13 protein-coding genes are annotated in these 14,205 nt (G+C 68.3%); 6 read left to right on the top strand and 7 right to left on the bottom strand.

The features are described from left to right. Positions 1–11: 11 nt before the first annotated feature. Positions 12–479, top strand: coding sequence for a nucleotidyltransferase family protein (locus EFK50_RS11140; RefSeq protein WP_221177355.1), 468 nt, complete (start codon positions 12–14; stop codon positions 477–479). Continuing rightward, positions 476–796: a HepT-like ribonuclease domain-containing protein gene (locus EFK50_RS11135; protein ID WP_123227622.1), complete on the top strand. Its 321-nt coding sequence runs from the start codon at positions 476–478 to the stop codon at positions 794–796. Before EFK50_RS11140 ends, EFK50_RS11135 begins: the two co-directional genes overlap by 4 nt. A 35-nt stretch (positions 797–831) precedes the next feature. Here EFK50_RS11135 and EFK50_RS11130 read toward each other — a convergent pair whose 3' ends face one another. Together EFK50_RS11130 and EFK50_RS11125 are read right to left on the bottom strand one after the other, a co-directional pair. Further along, positions 832–1,482 (bottom strand): hypothetical protein, encoded by a 651-nt coding sequence (locus EFK50_RS11130; protein ID WP_123227621.1) that lies wholly within the window; start codon positions 1,480–1,482, stop codon positions 832–834. Positions 1,483–1,622: 140 nt separating this feature from the next. After that, a complete protein-coding gene (locus EFK50_RS11125) occupies positions 1,623–4,787 on the bottom strand; it encodes an Ig-like domain-containing protein (RefSeq protein ID WP_123227620.1) in 3,165 nt (1,054 codons plus the stop codon). A 192-nt stretch (positions 4,788–4,979) separates the two neighbouring features. Here EFK50_RS11125 and EFK50_RS11120 point away from each other — a divergent pair, with 192 nt between their 5' ends. Continuing rightward, positions 4,980–5,681 (top strand): TetR/AcrR family transcriptional regulator, encoded by a 702-nt coding sequence (locus tag EFK50_RS11120; protein WP_123227619.1) that lies wholly within the window; start codon positions 4,980–4,982, stop codon positions 5,679–5,681. A 2-nt stretch (positions 5,682–5,683) separates the two neighbouring features. Here EFK50_RS11120 and EFK50_RS11115 read toward each other — a convergent pair whose 3' ends face one another. Next, a complete protein-coding gene (locus tag EFK50_RS11115) occupies positions 5,684–6,379 on the bottom strand; it encodes a TetR/AcrR family transcriptional regulator (RefSeq protein ID WP_183407768.1) in 696 nt (231 codons plus the stop codon). Between the two features lie 242 nt (positions 6,380–6,621). Here EFK50_RS11115 and EFK50_RS11110 point away from each other — a divergent pair, with 242 nt between their 5' ends. Further along, positions 6,622–7,092 (top strand): SRPBCC domain-containing protein, encoded by a 471-nt coding sequence (locus tag EFK50_RS11110; RefSeq protein WP_123227617.1) that lies wholly within the window; start codon positions 6,622–6,624, stop codon positions 7,090–7,092. On the opposite strand, the gene EFK50_RS11105 is transcribed toward EFK50_RS11110, so the two are convergent. The 4 genes from EFK50_RS11105 to EFK50_RS11090 are packed head-to-tail and all read right to left on the bottom strand — an operon-like array spanning position 7,085 to position 10,915. Beyond that, positions 7,085–8,065, bottom strand: a complete 981-nt coding sequence (locus tag EFK50_RS11105) for a sulfate/molybdate ABC transporter ATP-binding protein (protein ID WP_123227616.1) — start codon at positions 8,063–8,065, stop codon at positions 7,085–7,087. The genes EFK50_RS11110 and EFK50_RS11105 overlap by 8 nt on opposite strands. After that, positions 8,062–8,952, bottom strand: coding sequence for a sulfate ABC transporter permease (locus tag EFK50_RS11100; RefSeq protein WP_123227615.1), 891 nt, complete (start codon positions 8,950–8,952; stop codon positions 8,062–8,064). Before EFK50_RS11100 ends, EFK50_RS11105 begins: the two co-directional genes overlap by 4 nt. Further along, entirely contained in the window at positions 8,945–9,787 is an 843-nt protein-coding gene (cysT, locus tag EFK50_RS11095) for a sulfate ABC transporter permease subunit CysT (protein WP_123227614.1), read from the bottom strand. The genes EFK50_RS11100 and cysT overlap by 8 nt, the downstream gene beginning before the upstream one ends. Before the next feature lie 24 nt (positions 9,788–9,811). Then, positions 9,812–10,915: a sulfate ABC transporter substrate-binding protein gene (locus tag EFK50_RS11090; protein ID WP_123227613.1), complete on the bottom strand. Its 1,104-nt coding sequence runs from the start codon at positions 10,913–10,915 to the stop codon at positions 9,812–9,814. Between the two features lie 278 nt (positions 10,916–11,193). On the opposite strand from EFK50_RS11090, the gene EFK50_RS11085 reads away from it, so the two are divergent. Next, on the top strand, positions 11,194–13,134 hold the full coding sequence (locus tag EFK50_RS11085) for a 2-oxoacid:acceptor oxidoreductase subunit alpha (protein WP_123227612.1): 1,941 nt from the start codon (positions 11,194–11,196) through the stop codon (positions 13,132–13,134). Next, a complete protein-coding gene (locus tag EFK50_RS11080) occupies positions 13,131–14,204 on the top strand; it encodes a 2-oxoacid:ferredoxin oxidoreductase subunit beta (protein WP_123227611.1) in 1,074 nt (357 codons plus the stop codon). Before EFK50_RS11085 ends, EFK50_RS11080 begins: the two co-directional genes overlap by 4 nt. Position 14,205: the final 1 nt, after the last annotated feature.

The raw sequence follows: 14,205 nt of genomic DNA, 5'->3' as shown, positions 1-14,205 counted from the left end.
ACTATATTGACGTGTCCGCACTCGCCCAGATCGCTCGCCGCACCGACGCTGCGGTCGCACGAGCGCGTCGTGATCTCGTGATCGCCGTTCGCGAAGCCCATGCTGCGGGACTGACGCAGGCGCAGATCGCCCACGAGATCGGACGCAGCCAGCCCGAGGTCTCGCGACTGCTCCGCTTCCACGGCACCGGCCCGAGGGCGATGGCGCTGCGCAGGAACCGAGCCCAGGTGATCCAGCTCGTCACCCAGGCAGGCGGTTCCCGCCCCCGGGTGTTCGGGTCGGTCGCAACGGGAGAGGACCGGGACGGGTCCGACATCGACCTGCTGATCGACCTGCCACCGACCGTCGGCCTCCTCAGGGTCGCGCGACTGGAGCGGTTGCTGTCGGACGTCCTCGGTATACCTGTCGACATCGTGCCGAAGGACGACCTCCGGCCAGATTTCGAGGATCGAGTTCTCCGGGAGGCGGTGCCGCTGTGAGCAGGACTGTCGAGGAGGTGCTCAACGAGGCGCTCGGACACTTCGATGCGGCCACCGAGTACGCCCTGCTCGACGGCACGCCCCAACGGCTAGTGATCGACGCGATGTCGATGCGCCTCTTCGCAGGCTTGGAGACCTTGACCCGATTGCCGGACGAGGTGGCAGATCGCCTGTTCCCCGACACCTGGCCCGACATGCGCGGCCTTCGCCACCGGATTGCACACGGGTACGGCGCGACGAGCCTCACCCGGATCAAGGAGACGGTCATGTCCGACCTGCCGACGGCTGTGGCGGCGATACGCGCCGAGCTCGAATAGCTCCGTGCCCTGGCGAGCGACCGAAGTAGTGCTCCTCAGCCCTCGTGCAACCGCCGGACGAGCGCGGCCGTCGACCAGGTCCGCCAGTCGTCGGAGTTGATCGTGCGCAGGCCCAGGACCACCGGGGACAGGTCGACGACCGCCGGATCCGGTACGACGGCCGCAGTCCCCGCGGCGAGCTCGGCGGCGCTGGGGAGGGTCGCCGGAGGGCCTTCGCAGCGCACCCAGGCGTACGGGTCCTGCTCCAGCTCGGCGACCGTCGGCGGCGCCTGCAGCGAGTCGGCACAGACCCCGCCCACGTTGTCCACGTGCTTGCGGGCGGACGCCAGCGCGCGCTCGGCCGACGACGGGTCGGGCGTGCTCCGGCTGACGGCAGCGGCCATGTGTGCGAGCCACAGGGCAGCGTAGGCACGCCAGGCGGGATTGAGCCCGCACCGTTCCTCCACGTCGATGATGCGGGCGAGGTCGGCCACCAGCCAGTGCGCGGCCGCTCCCCCGCGCGGGACGTTCATCAGGGCGACGGCGTAGTGCACCGGCGCCGTCCGGGCCATCGCCAGGTCGATCAGCCGGTGATGGTTCGCCCACAACGCGACGGCGCCGAGCTCCAGGGCCGCGTCGTCGTCGGTGAGGGCGCCGGTCTGGACGCAGACCGCGATCTCGACGACGTCGTTGAGGCACTCGCACATGGGTGGGACAGACCTTCCGATGTCGGGGTGGGACACAAGTGCGCATCGCGGGTCGGGGGGTTCACCGCGATGCGCACTTGTCTGCTGCTTCCACGTCTGGATCGGCTCTCCCAAGCCGGCGTGGAATCAGGTCCTACCGGCTAGCGCACGAGCGCCGCCGTTCCCGACGACGCCGTCGCCGTCGCGTCACCGGCGAAGGTCGCCGTGTACGCCTTCTTCAGAGTCGCCGTCAGGGACGGAACCTGACCCGTGCAGATGGCCACGCCGGAAGCGTCGGTCACCGCGGAGCACGCGGGGTTCGGACCGACCTTGAACGACACTGTCTTCCCAGCGACCGGACCGGCCGGGCTGGTCAGCGTCGCCTTGAACGCCGTCGACCTGAAGTACAGGCCCACGTTGCTGCCCTCGACCGGTGCCACTCCCATCGACGTCACGAACTTGCCGATCGTGAACGTCGTCGGCGCGGAGTCGCTCGCCGCGAAGGCGTCCGTGCCGATGTACGACGCCGTGACGGTGTGCGCACCCGCAGGGAACGTCGAGACCAGCTGCGCCTGTCCGTCTCTCAGGGCGACCGGGGACCCGACCGGGTTCCCGTCCACCTTGAACTGCACGTTGCCGGTCGGCGCGGTGCTGCTGGCAGGGCTGGTTTCGACAACGGCCTTCAACGTTGCCGGCCCGGTCAGGAACTGAGCGTTCGTGGCCGCGGTCGACGTCGTCGTGGCGGACTGGATCAGCTTCTCCACGGTGTTGGAGTAGTTCGCACCGACGGAGACGTTGACCCCGTTGATGTTCACCGATCCACCCGAGTGCCGCGCCACCAGCTGGTGCGTCCCGCCAGCGAGGTCGCCGGTGACGAGCACGGCCTTGCCGGCCGTCACCGGTACGACGCCGAGGCTGTCCTCGCCGTCGAAGAACTCGACCTGGCCACCGGTTGCCGGCCCGACGTTCACGGCCAGCGTGACCTGGTCACCGACCCTGGAGATGCCGCCCGGGGTCACCACCAGCTTCGTGCCCGCAACGATCACGGACCCGAGGCGTGCCGGGTCACCGGTCGACTCGCAGAAGCCGGGGATGGCGAACCCGCCGGTCCGGAAGTCGAGCCGCTCGATGGTGACGTCCACCCGATCACCCGGCTCACCGACGATCAGAGCGTTTCCGGTCATGCCCGTGAAGCCGAACCGGACGTCGTTCTGGGTCGCGCTCGGCTGGGTGACCGTCGAGCCACCGATCTTTGACGCCGTGCCACCAGGCGCGAGCGTCGCGGTGATGTCCCGAATCTGCGGGCCGAGCACCTGCTGGCTGGACGCCGCCGGGAACGGCGAGTCGCCGAGCTTGATCTCAGCGTCCGCGAACGAGACCGTCGTGCCGGAGGCCACCGCGCTGGGCAGGGTCGCGATTCCGTTGACCATCGCCGGCACCTTGTAGACACCGCCCGCGAGCGGAGCGAAGGTGCAGGTGTAGAGCTTGCCCCACGCGGGAGTGACGGTGAACGTCACCACGTTGGAGAAGGCATCCTTGTAGTTGCTGTCACCGAAGTAGCGCAGCTGCACCGTGTGCGTCCCCGCGGTCAGGTTCTTGGTGTCGAGGAACTCTCGCACGAACCCGCCCGAGCCGGGCGTGATGCCGGTACCGGTGACGATCGGAACACGAAGCCCGCTCGGCTCGACACCCTCCTGCATCGACACGGTCGGAGTCGGAACCCCGTCGACGAGCAGCTCACCCACACCCACCGGGGCCGGGTTGACCGGCTGACCTGCGACGTTGGCAGCCGGTGCGATCAGGCCCTTGACGGCGAGGTAGTAGCCGCGCGTGACCTGGTCACCCGGGTTGACGCCGCCGCCCAGCGGGCTCAGCGTCACCGCACCGGGGTCGACCCGGGTACCCGACGGGATGATCGAGGTGCCGATGATCTGGGCGACGTTGGCGCCGACCGGAGCACCCGTCTCCGGGTTCACCTGCTTGAGGCTGGCCGTGGTGGTCAGCGTTCGCTTCGGCGTCCCGACGGCAACCGCCATCCGGAACGGAACCTCGCGGGTCTCTCCGGGTGCCAGGGCGAAGCCGTTCAGCGTGCCGTACGAGGCCGTCATCGCCGAGAAGGTGGTGGCGCCCTGCGTGAGACCGACCGGGACCCAGTCGCCGTTGCCGTCCTGGTACTCCATGGAGAGGTTGGACGGTGTGACGTTCAGTCCGCCTACCGCAGAGTCCCCGGGAGCCTGCGCGATGCTGAAGTCGACCCGCAGATTCGCGGGCACGCCGTCGGACGGGTTGGTCACGGTCAGGTCGAACTCCTGCGCTGCGGCACCGGGGACCAGGATCGGCGGGAACCCGACGCCGAAGTCAGGCTTCGCCTGGACCACGAACTCGATCGGGTCCGAGGAGCTGCCGGCGTACGTGGCATTGCCCGAGTACCTCGCGGTGATCTGGTGCGTGCCCGAAGGAAGCGCCTTCGCGAGCGTCGCCACGCCGCTGGCGTTGATCGGCGAGCTACCGAGGTACGACTCACCGGTGTAGAAGTCCACCGAACCGGTCGCCTCGGCCGGAGCAACGGTGGCCGTCATCGTGGTCGACGTGCCCTGGGTGACCGGACCGGGGTTCGACAGGGCCAGGGTGGTGGTCGACTCGTTCAGCGCCGCCGTGAGATCTCCCTGCAGGGTCAGCTCCAGGCGGTTGTTGGACCCGGCGAACTGGGCGCCGGCGTTGTTCGTGATGATCGACGCGCAGGTGGAGGTGGTCTGGAGATTCGGGATGTTGAATCCCTCGGCCTTGAGGTTCACCTGGTCGGTGTCCGTGTTGTACGGCGCCGTCGACTTGAGCTGGACGTTGATCGGCTCCGACCAGCAGTCGCCGGTCGCAATGCTCGCCTTGATCTTCACGTGCAGCTTGAACGTGAGGTCGAGCGTCATGTCGCCGTTCTCGTCGAGGTGACCGGTACCGGGCGCCAGCGGGATCAGCTGCTGGTCGATGAAGACGTCGAGCTCCTGCGGCACGGTGACGTGCTGGACGATGTGCACCTCAGGGGTGGCAAAGCTGACGTTGGACAACTCACCGGTCGACGGGTCGTAGGAGCCGCTGACCGAGGTCGGGTCACCCAGTGGGGCACCCGGCTCGTTGCCGGAGATCATGAAGCGGCCGGTCTCCGGGACCATGCTCATGCCGAAGGCCTGCGGCCCGGCGGCGTTGGCCACCAGCGGGACCACCGCGCCGACCGACAGGGCCGAGGCGATGAGCGCGAAGATGGCGATCAGGGATCTACGTGACCCGTTGACGCGTCGGCGATGCGCGGGTCGAGAATGCCAAAGATGCATGGAAGGGTTCCTTCGGGTGAGTCGAAAGAAGCTGCTGCCTCCGGTGGGTGCCGTCCGAGACAAAGCCAGCAAGCATCTGCTTGGTCAGTCATGTAACGCAGGTTTTTCAACCCTGTCAACCAGTACTGGCAGGTAGGTTGCATTTAGATAATCGTTGTTACACAACGGTCAATTCCGAACAGGTCAGGGCAAATGAATCCGAGTACGAAGGTCGTTCTCCCGGGGGCGCGGGACGCGCGCGACGCGGATCGCTCCCTGACCCCGGTCGGCCACGGATACACCCGCGAGGAGATCGTCGAGCTCCAGAAGGACCGGCTCCGGGACGCGGTGGTCCAGGTCGTCAGCGAGGACGGTTTCGAGAACGCCGGCATCAAGGCGATCTGCAGCCGGGCGGGTGTCGGGCTGGCCACCTTCTACGAGCACTTCCACTCCAAGAACGAACTCGTCTTCGCCGCGTACGACGCCGGGGTCGCCGATCTCTTCGTGGCGGTCAGCGCCGCGTACAGCACCCCGCCGGACGGCACCGACAACCGCGACCGGATCGAGGTCGGCATCCTGGCCCTGCTCGAGACGCTCGCCGAGAACCCGGCTTTCGCGACCTTCTTCCTGGTCGAGATCCACAAGGCCGGGCAGGAGGCGCACGAGCGGGTGGAAGGCGCGCTGGACGCCGCGTTCGAGCTCTTCACCGACGTCGAGCCGGACAGCGGACTGGTGGCGCCCGACCCGGAGATGGTCCCGCTCCTGGTCGGCGGGATCTACGCGCACCTCTCCCGGTACGTGCGGATCGGCCGCACCGCCGAGCTGCCCCGGCTGCTGCCGTCACTGATGAAGTTCAGCGAGGCCGTGATGCTCGGCGCCGGCACCAGCAGCATCAACCTGCGGCCGCCGCGCTGAGCTCAGAAGTCGAAGACCACGAACGAGGCCAGCACCTCGAGCAGGTCGGGCAGCTCCGCGGTCCTGCCGTTGCGGATGTAGAAGTAGATCCGCGTGTACGCGCCGCCGATCACCAGCGGCCCGGCGTCCTCGAGCGACATCCGGATCGGCGCGGAGAGACCGGAGATCGCGTACAGCCGGAACGCCTTCTCGAACGTCTCGTCGACCCGCTCCTGCGCCTCCGGCCCGGCCTTGTGGATCTCGATCGCGAAGAACCGGGCGAAGCGCGGGTTGTCGGCAAGCGCCTGCAGGATGGTGCCGATCGCGGCGAGCACCGTCGCCTTCGCGCTGGTGCGGTCCGCCGCCATCGCCGCATCGCGGGCGGCTGTGAACAGCGCGGCGATGCCAGCGTCGTACGCCGCCAGGAAGAGCTGGTCCTTCGACTCGAACTGGTCGTAGAAGGTCGTGTAGGCGACCCCGGCGCGCTTGCAGATCGCCTTGACGCCGGCGGACTCGTAGCCGCGCTCGGCAACGACCTGGACGAACGCGTCGATCAGCCGTTCGCGTTGCACCTGGGCGACGTGCTCGCGCGGAAGTCCGTGCGGGCCGACGGCCAGCGCCCGGGACGGATCACGAGCGGAGTAGTAGCCGGGGAGCACGACGGAAGGTGCATCCCCCGGGGTCACGTCCACGCCTGCCGCCTCGCTCGCATCGGTCATCAGAGACATTCTTGACCATACGGGTATCGCAAATCCCGAGACCCCCGAGGTTCGGAATGTCCAGCCGTGGCGCGGCCTGACGCCGACGACGGGTCCCGGAGCGTTTCGCGGCACCCTCCCTATTTCACGAGGGGCGGTTTCGTGAAAATCCGGATACCCGCGAGTAATCATCGGTTCTTCTATAGAACCGAAGTTATCGGGAGGCCGCCCGAGCGACGTCACCTTGTCGGCATAATGAGCGAATGCCTGAAGCACGCCCTGCGGCAACGGTCGCCATCAATGCACCCCTGGACGCGGTCTGGGCGGTGATGACGGACATCGCGGCGTACGGCGAGTGGAACCCCTTCTGCTACCGCGCCGACTGCCCGTCCCCGCCGAAGGTCGGCGACCCGATCAAGCTCTACGTGCGCTGGTCCAACGGCCGGACCCAGACCTCGCCCGAGCGGATCAGCATCGTCGAGCCGCCCGCCCAGGACGGCGAGATCCGGCGGGCCACCCTCGGCTACGTCTACGAGGGCCTGCCGGCGAAGCTCGGCCTGGTCAAGGGCCGGCGGTTGCAGCGGCTCAGCCAGGAGCCGGGCGGACCGACGATCTACGACACGGTCGAGGAGTTCGCCGGCCCGCTGGTCGCCCTCGCCGGACCCGAGCGGGTCCGGGAGGGGTTCCAGCGGCACGCGGACGCGTTGAAGGTCCGCGTCGAGTCGCTCAGTTGAGTCCGCCCACCGGCACCGCCGCGGCGGCGTGGGTCGGCGAGAGCCAGACGTCGATGCCCTCGCGAAGTCCCATCGACCGCTGGTGCGCCCGGGTGACCGTCACGACGATCTCCTCGTGTGCGGCGTCCAGCAGCTCGACGGTGAGCCGCACCTCGAACCCGACCCGGAGCTCGCGCACGATCCGGGCGGGCAGCGAACCCTCGATCCCGGGGTGGGTGAAGACCTCGATGTCGTGCGGCCGGTACAGCTTGCCGTCGAGCACCGTCGTGGGCCCGAGGAAGCTCATCACGAAGTCGTTCGCCGGCTCGTCGTACAGGGCGTCCGGGGACCCGACCTGCTCGACCCGGCCCTCGTTGATCACCACGATCTCGTCGGAGACCTCCAGTGCCTCCTCCTGGTCGTGCGTCACGAAGACGGTGGTCACGTGCACCTCGTCGTGCAGCCGGCGCAACCACTCGCGCAGCTCCTTGCGGACCTTCGCGTCCAGCGCACCGAACGGCTCGTCCAGCAGCAGCACGGTCGGCTCGACGGCGAGCGCCCGGGCCAGCGCCATCCGCTGCCGCTGACCACCGGAGAGCTGGGCCGGCAACCGGTTCGCGAACTGGGAGAGGTGCACCAGCTCGAGGAGCTCGTCGACGCGCCTGCGGATCTCCTCCTTGGGCTGCTTGCGGATCTCCAGGCCGAACGCGACGTTCTTCGCCACGCTCATGTGCTTGAAGGCCGCGTAGTGCTGGAAGACGAAGCCGACGTTGCGCTTCTGCACCGGCAGCTTGGTGGCGTCGACGCCCTCGATCTCCACCGAGCCCTCGTCGGCCGTGTCGAGTCCGGCGATGATCCGCAGCAACGTGGTCTTGCCGCCTCCGCTCGGGCCGAGCAGTGCGGTCAGCTGACCGGTGGGGATGGAGACGTTGACGTTCTCCAGCGCGACGAAGTTGCCGAAGCGCTTGTTGATGTTCTTGACCTCGATGCTCATGAGGTTCTTCCTTCCGACGGAGCAAGTTCGGCGACGGGGGCACCGGAGTGCGAGCGGGTCTCGTTCACCCGGGCACCGCGGGCCCGTAGGCCGAAGACGATGATGATGGAGAGGACCGAGACGCTGGCCAGCAGGAACGAGAGCGCGTAGGCCCCCTGCTGGTCGAAGTTCAGGTACTTCTCCTCGACCGCCAGGGTCGTGGTCCGGGTCTCGCCGCTGAAGTTGCCGGAGACGATCTTGACCGCTCCGAACTCACCGAGCGAGCGGGCCAGGGTGAGGACGACGCCGTAGACGACCGCCCACTTGATGCTCGGCAGGGTGATTCGCCAGAACGTCTGCCAGCCGCTGGCCCCCAGGCTGCTCGCCGCCTGCTCCTGCTCGGTGCCGATCTCCTGGAGGACGGGGACGACCTCGCGGATGACCAGCGGCAGCGAGACGAACGCGGTCGCCAGGATGATGCCTGGGGTCGCGAAGATGATCTGGAAGCCCCAGCCCTCCAGCGTCGGCCCGAACCAGCCGTCCCGGCCGGCGTAGACCAGCACCAGCGCCAGGCCCACCACGATCGGCGAGACCGAGAGCGGCAGGTCGATCAACGCCGACATGATCCGCTTGCCCGGGAACTCGTAGCGGACCAGCAGCAACGAGACCACCACCCCGAAGAGGGTGTTGATCGCGGTCGCGATCACGGCGGCGTACGCACTCAGCTCGAGCGCGGCCACCAGGTCCGGGTCGGAGAAGATCCCGGTCAGCGTCGCGGTGCCGCCCTCGAAGGTGTGGGTGACGACGAGCACCACCGGCCAGGCGACCAGGAGCACCAGGTAGGTGACCACGGCCAGCCGCAGGAGGTAGGTGAACGGTCCCTTGCGGACCTGACGACGGCTAGCCACGGCGGGCCACCCGTCGCTGGACCACGTCGAGCACGATGATCACCAGCAGCGAGATCACCAGCAGCAGCGTCGCGATGGAGGCAGCACCCGCCCGGTTGTCGTTCTCGATCGCACTGAGGATCCGCACCGAGGCGACCTCGGACTTGAACGGCAGGTTGCCCGAAAGCAGCACCAGCGAGCCGTACTCGCCAACCGCGCGGGCGAACGAGAGCGCGGCGCCGGCAGCGATCGCCGGCGCCAGGCTCGGCAGGATGATCCGCCGGAAGATCGTGACCCGGCTGGCGCCGAGCGAGGCGGCTGCCTCCTCGACGTCCTCGTCGAGCTCCTCGAGCACCGGCTGCACCATCCGCACGATGAACGGCAGCGTCACGAAGAGGAACGCCAGGAAGACCGAGTCACCGGTGTTGGCCACCTCGATACCGAGTGGGCTGTTGACGCCGTACAGCGAGAGCAGCACCAGGCCGGCGACGATCGTCGGCAGCGCGAACGGGATGTCGATGATCAGCTCGAGCAGGCCCTTGCCCCAGAACTTGTCCCGGACCAGGACCCAGGCGATCGCGGTCCCGATGACGATGTTGACGAGGGTAACGAGCGCTGCCGCCTTGAGGGTGAGCTTGATAGCGGAGGATGTCTGCTCGTTCGTGATCGTGCGCCAGAACTCGTCCCACCCGCCGGCCGCGGCGGTGGCGATGACGGCAGCGAGCGGGATCAGCACCAGCAGGCTGAACCAGAGCATCGAGATGCCCAGGCCGATGCCGCTGGAGGCAGTCAGGTTGTGGTTGAGGAGGGCCGGCCGGGTGGCGACCGGCCGGCCCTCCTGCACAGGAGTCGTCATGAGGGGTGGTCAGCCCTTGCGTGACTACTCGGAGGCTTTGCCGGAGTCGGCGATCGCCTTCGTGACGATGCCGACGGGCTTGCCGTCCTTACCGTCACCGAAGAGCTTGTCCTTCACCGCGCCCCAGTCGCCGCCACCGAAGTCCGTGTCCAGCGTCAGCAGGTGCTTGACGGCCGGGAACGGGTCGGCCGGGTCCGCAGCGCCCTTGATGTCGGAGGCCTTCAGCCCCACCGAGGCGAGGTCGACCGTGCCCGGCGCGGCCGTGTTGAGCGGCCGGAAGCCCTTGAGCGCGAACTGCTTCTGCCCCTCGGGGGAGAGGACGAAGTCCAGCCAGCTCTTCGCGGCCGGGGTCGAGTCCTTGAGGATCGCGCCGGCGTTCTCGATCAGCATGGTGGTGTCCGGGATGACGTAGTCGAAGCCCTGGCCGTTCTGTGCCGCGAGGATCGCCTCGTTCTCGTAGGCGAGCAGGACGTCACCGGTGCCGCCGAGGAAGGCGGTGGTCGCGTCCCGGCCGCTGTTGGTCAGCGAGACGACGTTCTTGAAGAGCTTGCCGAGGTAGTCGGTGGCCTGGGCCTCGGTGCCGCCGTTCCGGGTGATGTTGCCCCAGGCAGCGAGCGCGTTCCAGCGCGCGGCACCGGAGGAGGCCGGGTTGGCGGTCACGACCTCGACGCCGGGCTTGATCAGGTCGTCCCAGCCCTTGATGTTCTTCGGGTTGCCCTTGCGGACACCGAGGACGACGATCGAGGTGGAGACGATGCCCTTGTTGGGGCCGGTGTTCCAGGACGGGTCGACCAGGCCGGCCTTCACCAGGCGGTCGACGTCGGTGGCGACGGAGAGGTGGACGTAGTCCGCCTTCAGGCCGGCCTCGACGGCGCGGCTCTGGTCACCCGAGGCGCCGTACGACGTCTTGAAGCGGACGCCCTTGCCCTCGTCGGTCTTGTTGAACTCCGCGGCGATCGCCTTGTTGGCCGCCTCGGGCACCGCGAAGCCGACGATCGAGATGGTCTCGTCGGATCCGCCACCGGAGTCGGAGCCGCAGGCCGTCAGTCCCACGACGGCTGCCGTCGCGGCGCCGGCGACTGCCAGCCAACGTCGGCGGGTACCCAGGTTTCGGGGCTGCTTGCTCATGCGTGCTCCTTGGTCAAGAGAGATTGTCTATTCAGTATTAACGACTAAGTTACTACACTTCATAGGGTCAATGGCAAATGCGCCTCGGGGTGACGCGTGTCACTCCCGCTTTCGGCTGCTGAGATTGGCCGCTAACTGCCCGGCGGCGGACTATCGTGTTTGGTGGACCGAGACCACCTAGAACACGTTCTATTTTGGGCGTACGATGGTGGCCGAGGTTCGGGAATCGTGCGCCGCCGCGCGAGTGCGGCGACACCAGGGAAGAGAAGGCGTTTGTCGTGGCCAAGCAGGTCCAGCAGCTCGATCGTGTGATCATCCGTTTCGCCGGTGACTCCGGTGACGGGATGCAGTTGACGGGTGACCGGTTCACCCAGGAGTCCGCGGCGTTCGGCAACGACCTCGCGACCTTCCCGAACTTCCCCGCAGAGATCCGGGCGCCCCAGGGCACGCTGCCGGGCGTCTCGTCGTTCCAGGTGCACTTCGCCGACCACGACATCCTGACCGCGGGCGACGCCCCGGACGTGCTGGTCGCGATGAACCCCGCCGCGCTGAAGGCGAACCTGCACGACATGAAGCCCGGTACGGCGATCATCGTCGACTCCCACGACTTCTCGAACCGCAACCTGATCAAGGCCGGCTACGAGGGCAACCCGCTGGAGGAGGAGGGCGCCGGCTCGCTGGCCGAGGACTACAACCTCTCCGTCCTCGACCTGACCGGCATGACCGTCGAGGCGGTCAAGGAGTTCGGCCTCTCCCGCAAGGACGCCGCCCGGGCGAAGAACATGTTCGCGCTCGGCCTGCTGTCCTGGATGTACGGCCGGCCGACCGAGACCACCATCGACTTCCTCTCCGCCCGGTTCGCCAAGGTCCCCGACATCCGGGACGCGAACATCACCGCGTTCAAGGCCGGCTGGAACTTCGGCGAGACGACCGAGGCCTTCGTCGTCTCCTACGAGATCAAGCCCGCGAAGATGGAGCCGGGCACCTACCGGAACATCTCCGGCAACCTCGCGCTGGCCTACGGCCTGGTCGCCTCCGGGGTCCAGTCGGGCCTGCCGGTGTTCCTCGGCACCTACCCGATCACCCCGGCCACCGACATCCTGCACGAGCTGAGCAAGCACAAGCGGTTCGGGATCACCACCTTCCAGGCCGAGGACGAGATCGCCGGCATCGGCGCGGCCCTCGGTGCCAGCTTCGCGGGTTCGCTGGGCATCACCACGACCTCCGGTCCGGGCATCGCACTGAAGTCGGAGACCATCGGCCTGGCCGTGATGACCGAGCTCCCGCTGCTGATCATCGACGTCCAGCGCGGCGGTCCGTCCACGGGCCTGCCGACCAAGACCGAGCAGGCCGACCTGCTGCAGGCGATGTTCGGCCGCAACGGCGAGTCCCCGGTCCCGATCGTCGCTCCCCAGTCCCCCGGCGACTGCTTCGCCGCGGCGATCGAGGCGACCCGGATCGCGGTCACCTACCGCACCCCGGTGATGCTGCTCTCGGACGGCTACCTCGCCAACGGCTCCGAGCCGTGGTCGATCCCGGACGTCGAGAGCCTCCCGAAGATCGACCCGGACTTCGCCTCCGCGACCAACAAGACGGTCACGGACAAGAAGGGCGAGACCACCGAGGAGTACTGGCCCTACCTGCGCGACGAGGAGACGCTGGCGCGCCCGTGGGCGATCCCGGGCACCCCGGGGCTGGAGCACCGGATCGGCGGCCTGGAGAAGGGCGACGGCCACGGCAACATCTCCTACGACCCCGCCAACCACGACTTCATGGTCCGCACCCGTCAGGCCAAGGTCGACCGGATCGCGGACTCGCTGCCGCCGCTCGAGGTCGAGGACCCGTCGGGCAAGGCCAAGGTCCTGGTCCTCGGCTGGGGATCGACGTACGGCCCCATCGGCGCGGCGGCCCGCCGGGTCCGCAAGGCCGGCCTGGACGTGGCCCAGGTGCACCTGCGGCACCTGAACCCGTTCCCCAAGGACCTCGGCGAGATCCTCAAGCGGTACGACGCCGTGATGATCCCCGAGATGAACCTGGGTCAGCTCTCGCTGCTGATCCGGGCCAAGTTCCTCGTCGACGTCGTCGGCTACAACCAGGTCAACGGCATGCCGCTCAAGGCCGCCGAGCTCGCCGAGGCGATCACCGACCTGATCACCGCAACGACCGGCGACGTGAACGCGAGCGATGCCGGCACCGGCACGAAGGAGACGGTCAAGTGACCACGCAAGAGCTGCCGTTCCCCGGCTTGGCCGGCGTCCCGACCAAGGACGAGCCGCAGAACCGCAAGGAGTACACCGCGGACCAGGAGGTCCGCTGGTGCCCCGGCTGCGGCGACTACGCGATCCTCGCCGCCGTCCAGGGCTTCCTGCCCGACCTGGGCCTGCGCCGGGAGAACATCGTCTTCATCTCCGGCATCGGCTGCAGCTCGCGGTTCCCGTACTACCTCGACACCTACGGGATGCACTCGATCCACGGCCGCGCCCCGGCGATCGCCACCGGCATCGCCACCGCCCGTGAGGACCTCTCGGTCTGGGTGGTCACCGGCGACGGCGACGCTCTCTCGATCGGCGGCAACCACCTGATCCACGCGATGCGCCGCAACGTGAACATGACGATCCTGCTCTTCAACAACCGGATCTACGGCCTGACCAAGGGCCAGTACTCCCCCACCTCCGAGCCGGGGAAGATCACCAAGTCGACCCCGGTCGGCTCGGTGGACCACCCGTTCAACCCGGTCTCGCTCGCGCTGGGCGCCGAGGCGTCCTTCGTGGCCCGGACGATCGACTCGGACCGCAAGCACCTCACCGCCGTGCTCTCGGCGGCAGCGGCGCACCGCGGCACCTCGCTGGTCGAGATCTACCAGAACTGCCCGATCTTCAACGACGGCGCCTTCGACGCGGTCAAGGAGAACGACACCAAGGCCGACGCGATCATCCCGCTCGAGCACGGCGAGCCGATCCGCTTCGGCGTGCTCGGCGAGGACGGGCTCGGCACCAAGGGCATCGCCCGGTCCGCCTCCGGCGGTGTCGAGGTCGTCGCCGGCGACGACCCGAACGTGCTGGTCCACGACGCCCACAACCCGGACCCGACGATCGCGTTCGCGCTCTCCCGGCTCACCGACGCCGGCGTGCTGCACCAGGCACCGATCGGAATCTTCCGCTCGGTCGTCCGGCCGACGTACGACGACGGCGCCCGCCAGCAGGTCGCCACCGCCACGGCGGGCCAGGAGGACCAGGCCGCGGCCCTCGCCGGGCTGATCAACGGCAAGGACACCTGGACCGTCCTCTGAG

This window comes from Nocardioides marmoriginsengisoli (assembly GCF_003725695.1).
GTDB lineage: Bacteria > Actinomycetota > Actinomycetes > Propionibacteriales > Nocardioidaceae > Marmoricola > Marmoricola marmoriginsengisoli.
This window is presented reverse-complemented; position numbering and strand designations above follow the sequence as displayed.

Coding starts and splice junctions, on each gene's coding strand:
- EFK50_RS11125 (WP_123227620.1), bottom strand. CDS start 4,787: ATGCATCTTTGGCATTCTCGACCCGCGCATCGCCGACGCGTCAACGGG.
- EFK50_RS11110 (WP_123227617.1), top strand. CDS start 6,622: ATGCCTGAAGCACGCCCTGCGGCAACGGTCGCCATCAATGCACCCCTG.
- cysT (WP_123227614.1), bottom strand. CDS start 9,787: ATGACGACTCCTGTGCAGGAGGGCCGGCCGGTCGCCACCCGGCCGGCC.
- EFK50_RS11130 (WP_123227621.1), bottom strand. CDS start 1,482: ATGTGCGAGTGCCTCAACGACGTCGTCGAGATCGCGGTCTGCGTCCAG.
- EFK50_RS11115 (WP_183407768.1), bottom strand. CDS start 6,379: ATGACCGATGCGAGCGAGGCGGCAGGCGTGGACGTGACCCCGGGGGAT.
- EFK50_RS11090 (WP_123227613.1), bottom strand. CDS start 10,915: ATGAGCAAGCAGCCCCGAAACCTGGGTACCCGCCGACGTTGGCTGGCA.
- EFK50_RS11105 (WP_123227616.1), bottom strand. CDS start 8,065: ATGAGCATCGAGGTCAAGAACATCAACAAGCGCTTCGGCAACTTCGTC.
- EFK50_RS11120 (WP_123227619.1), top strand. CDS start 4,980: ATGAATCCGAGTACGAAGGTCGTTCTCCCGGGGGCGCGGGACGCGCGC.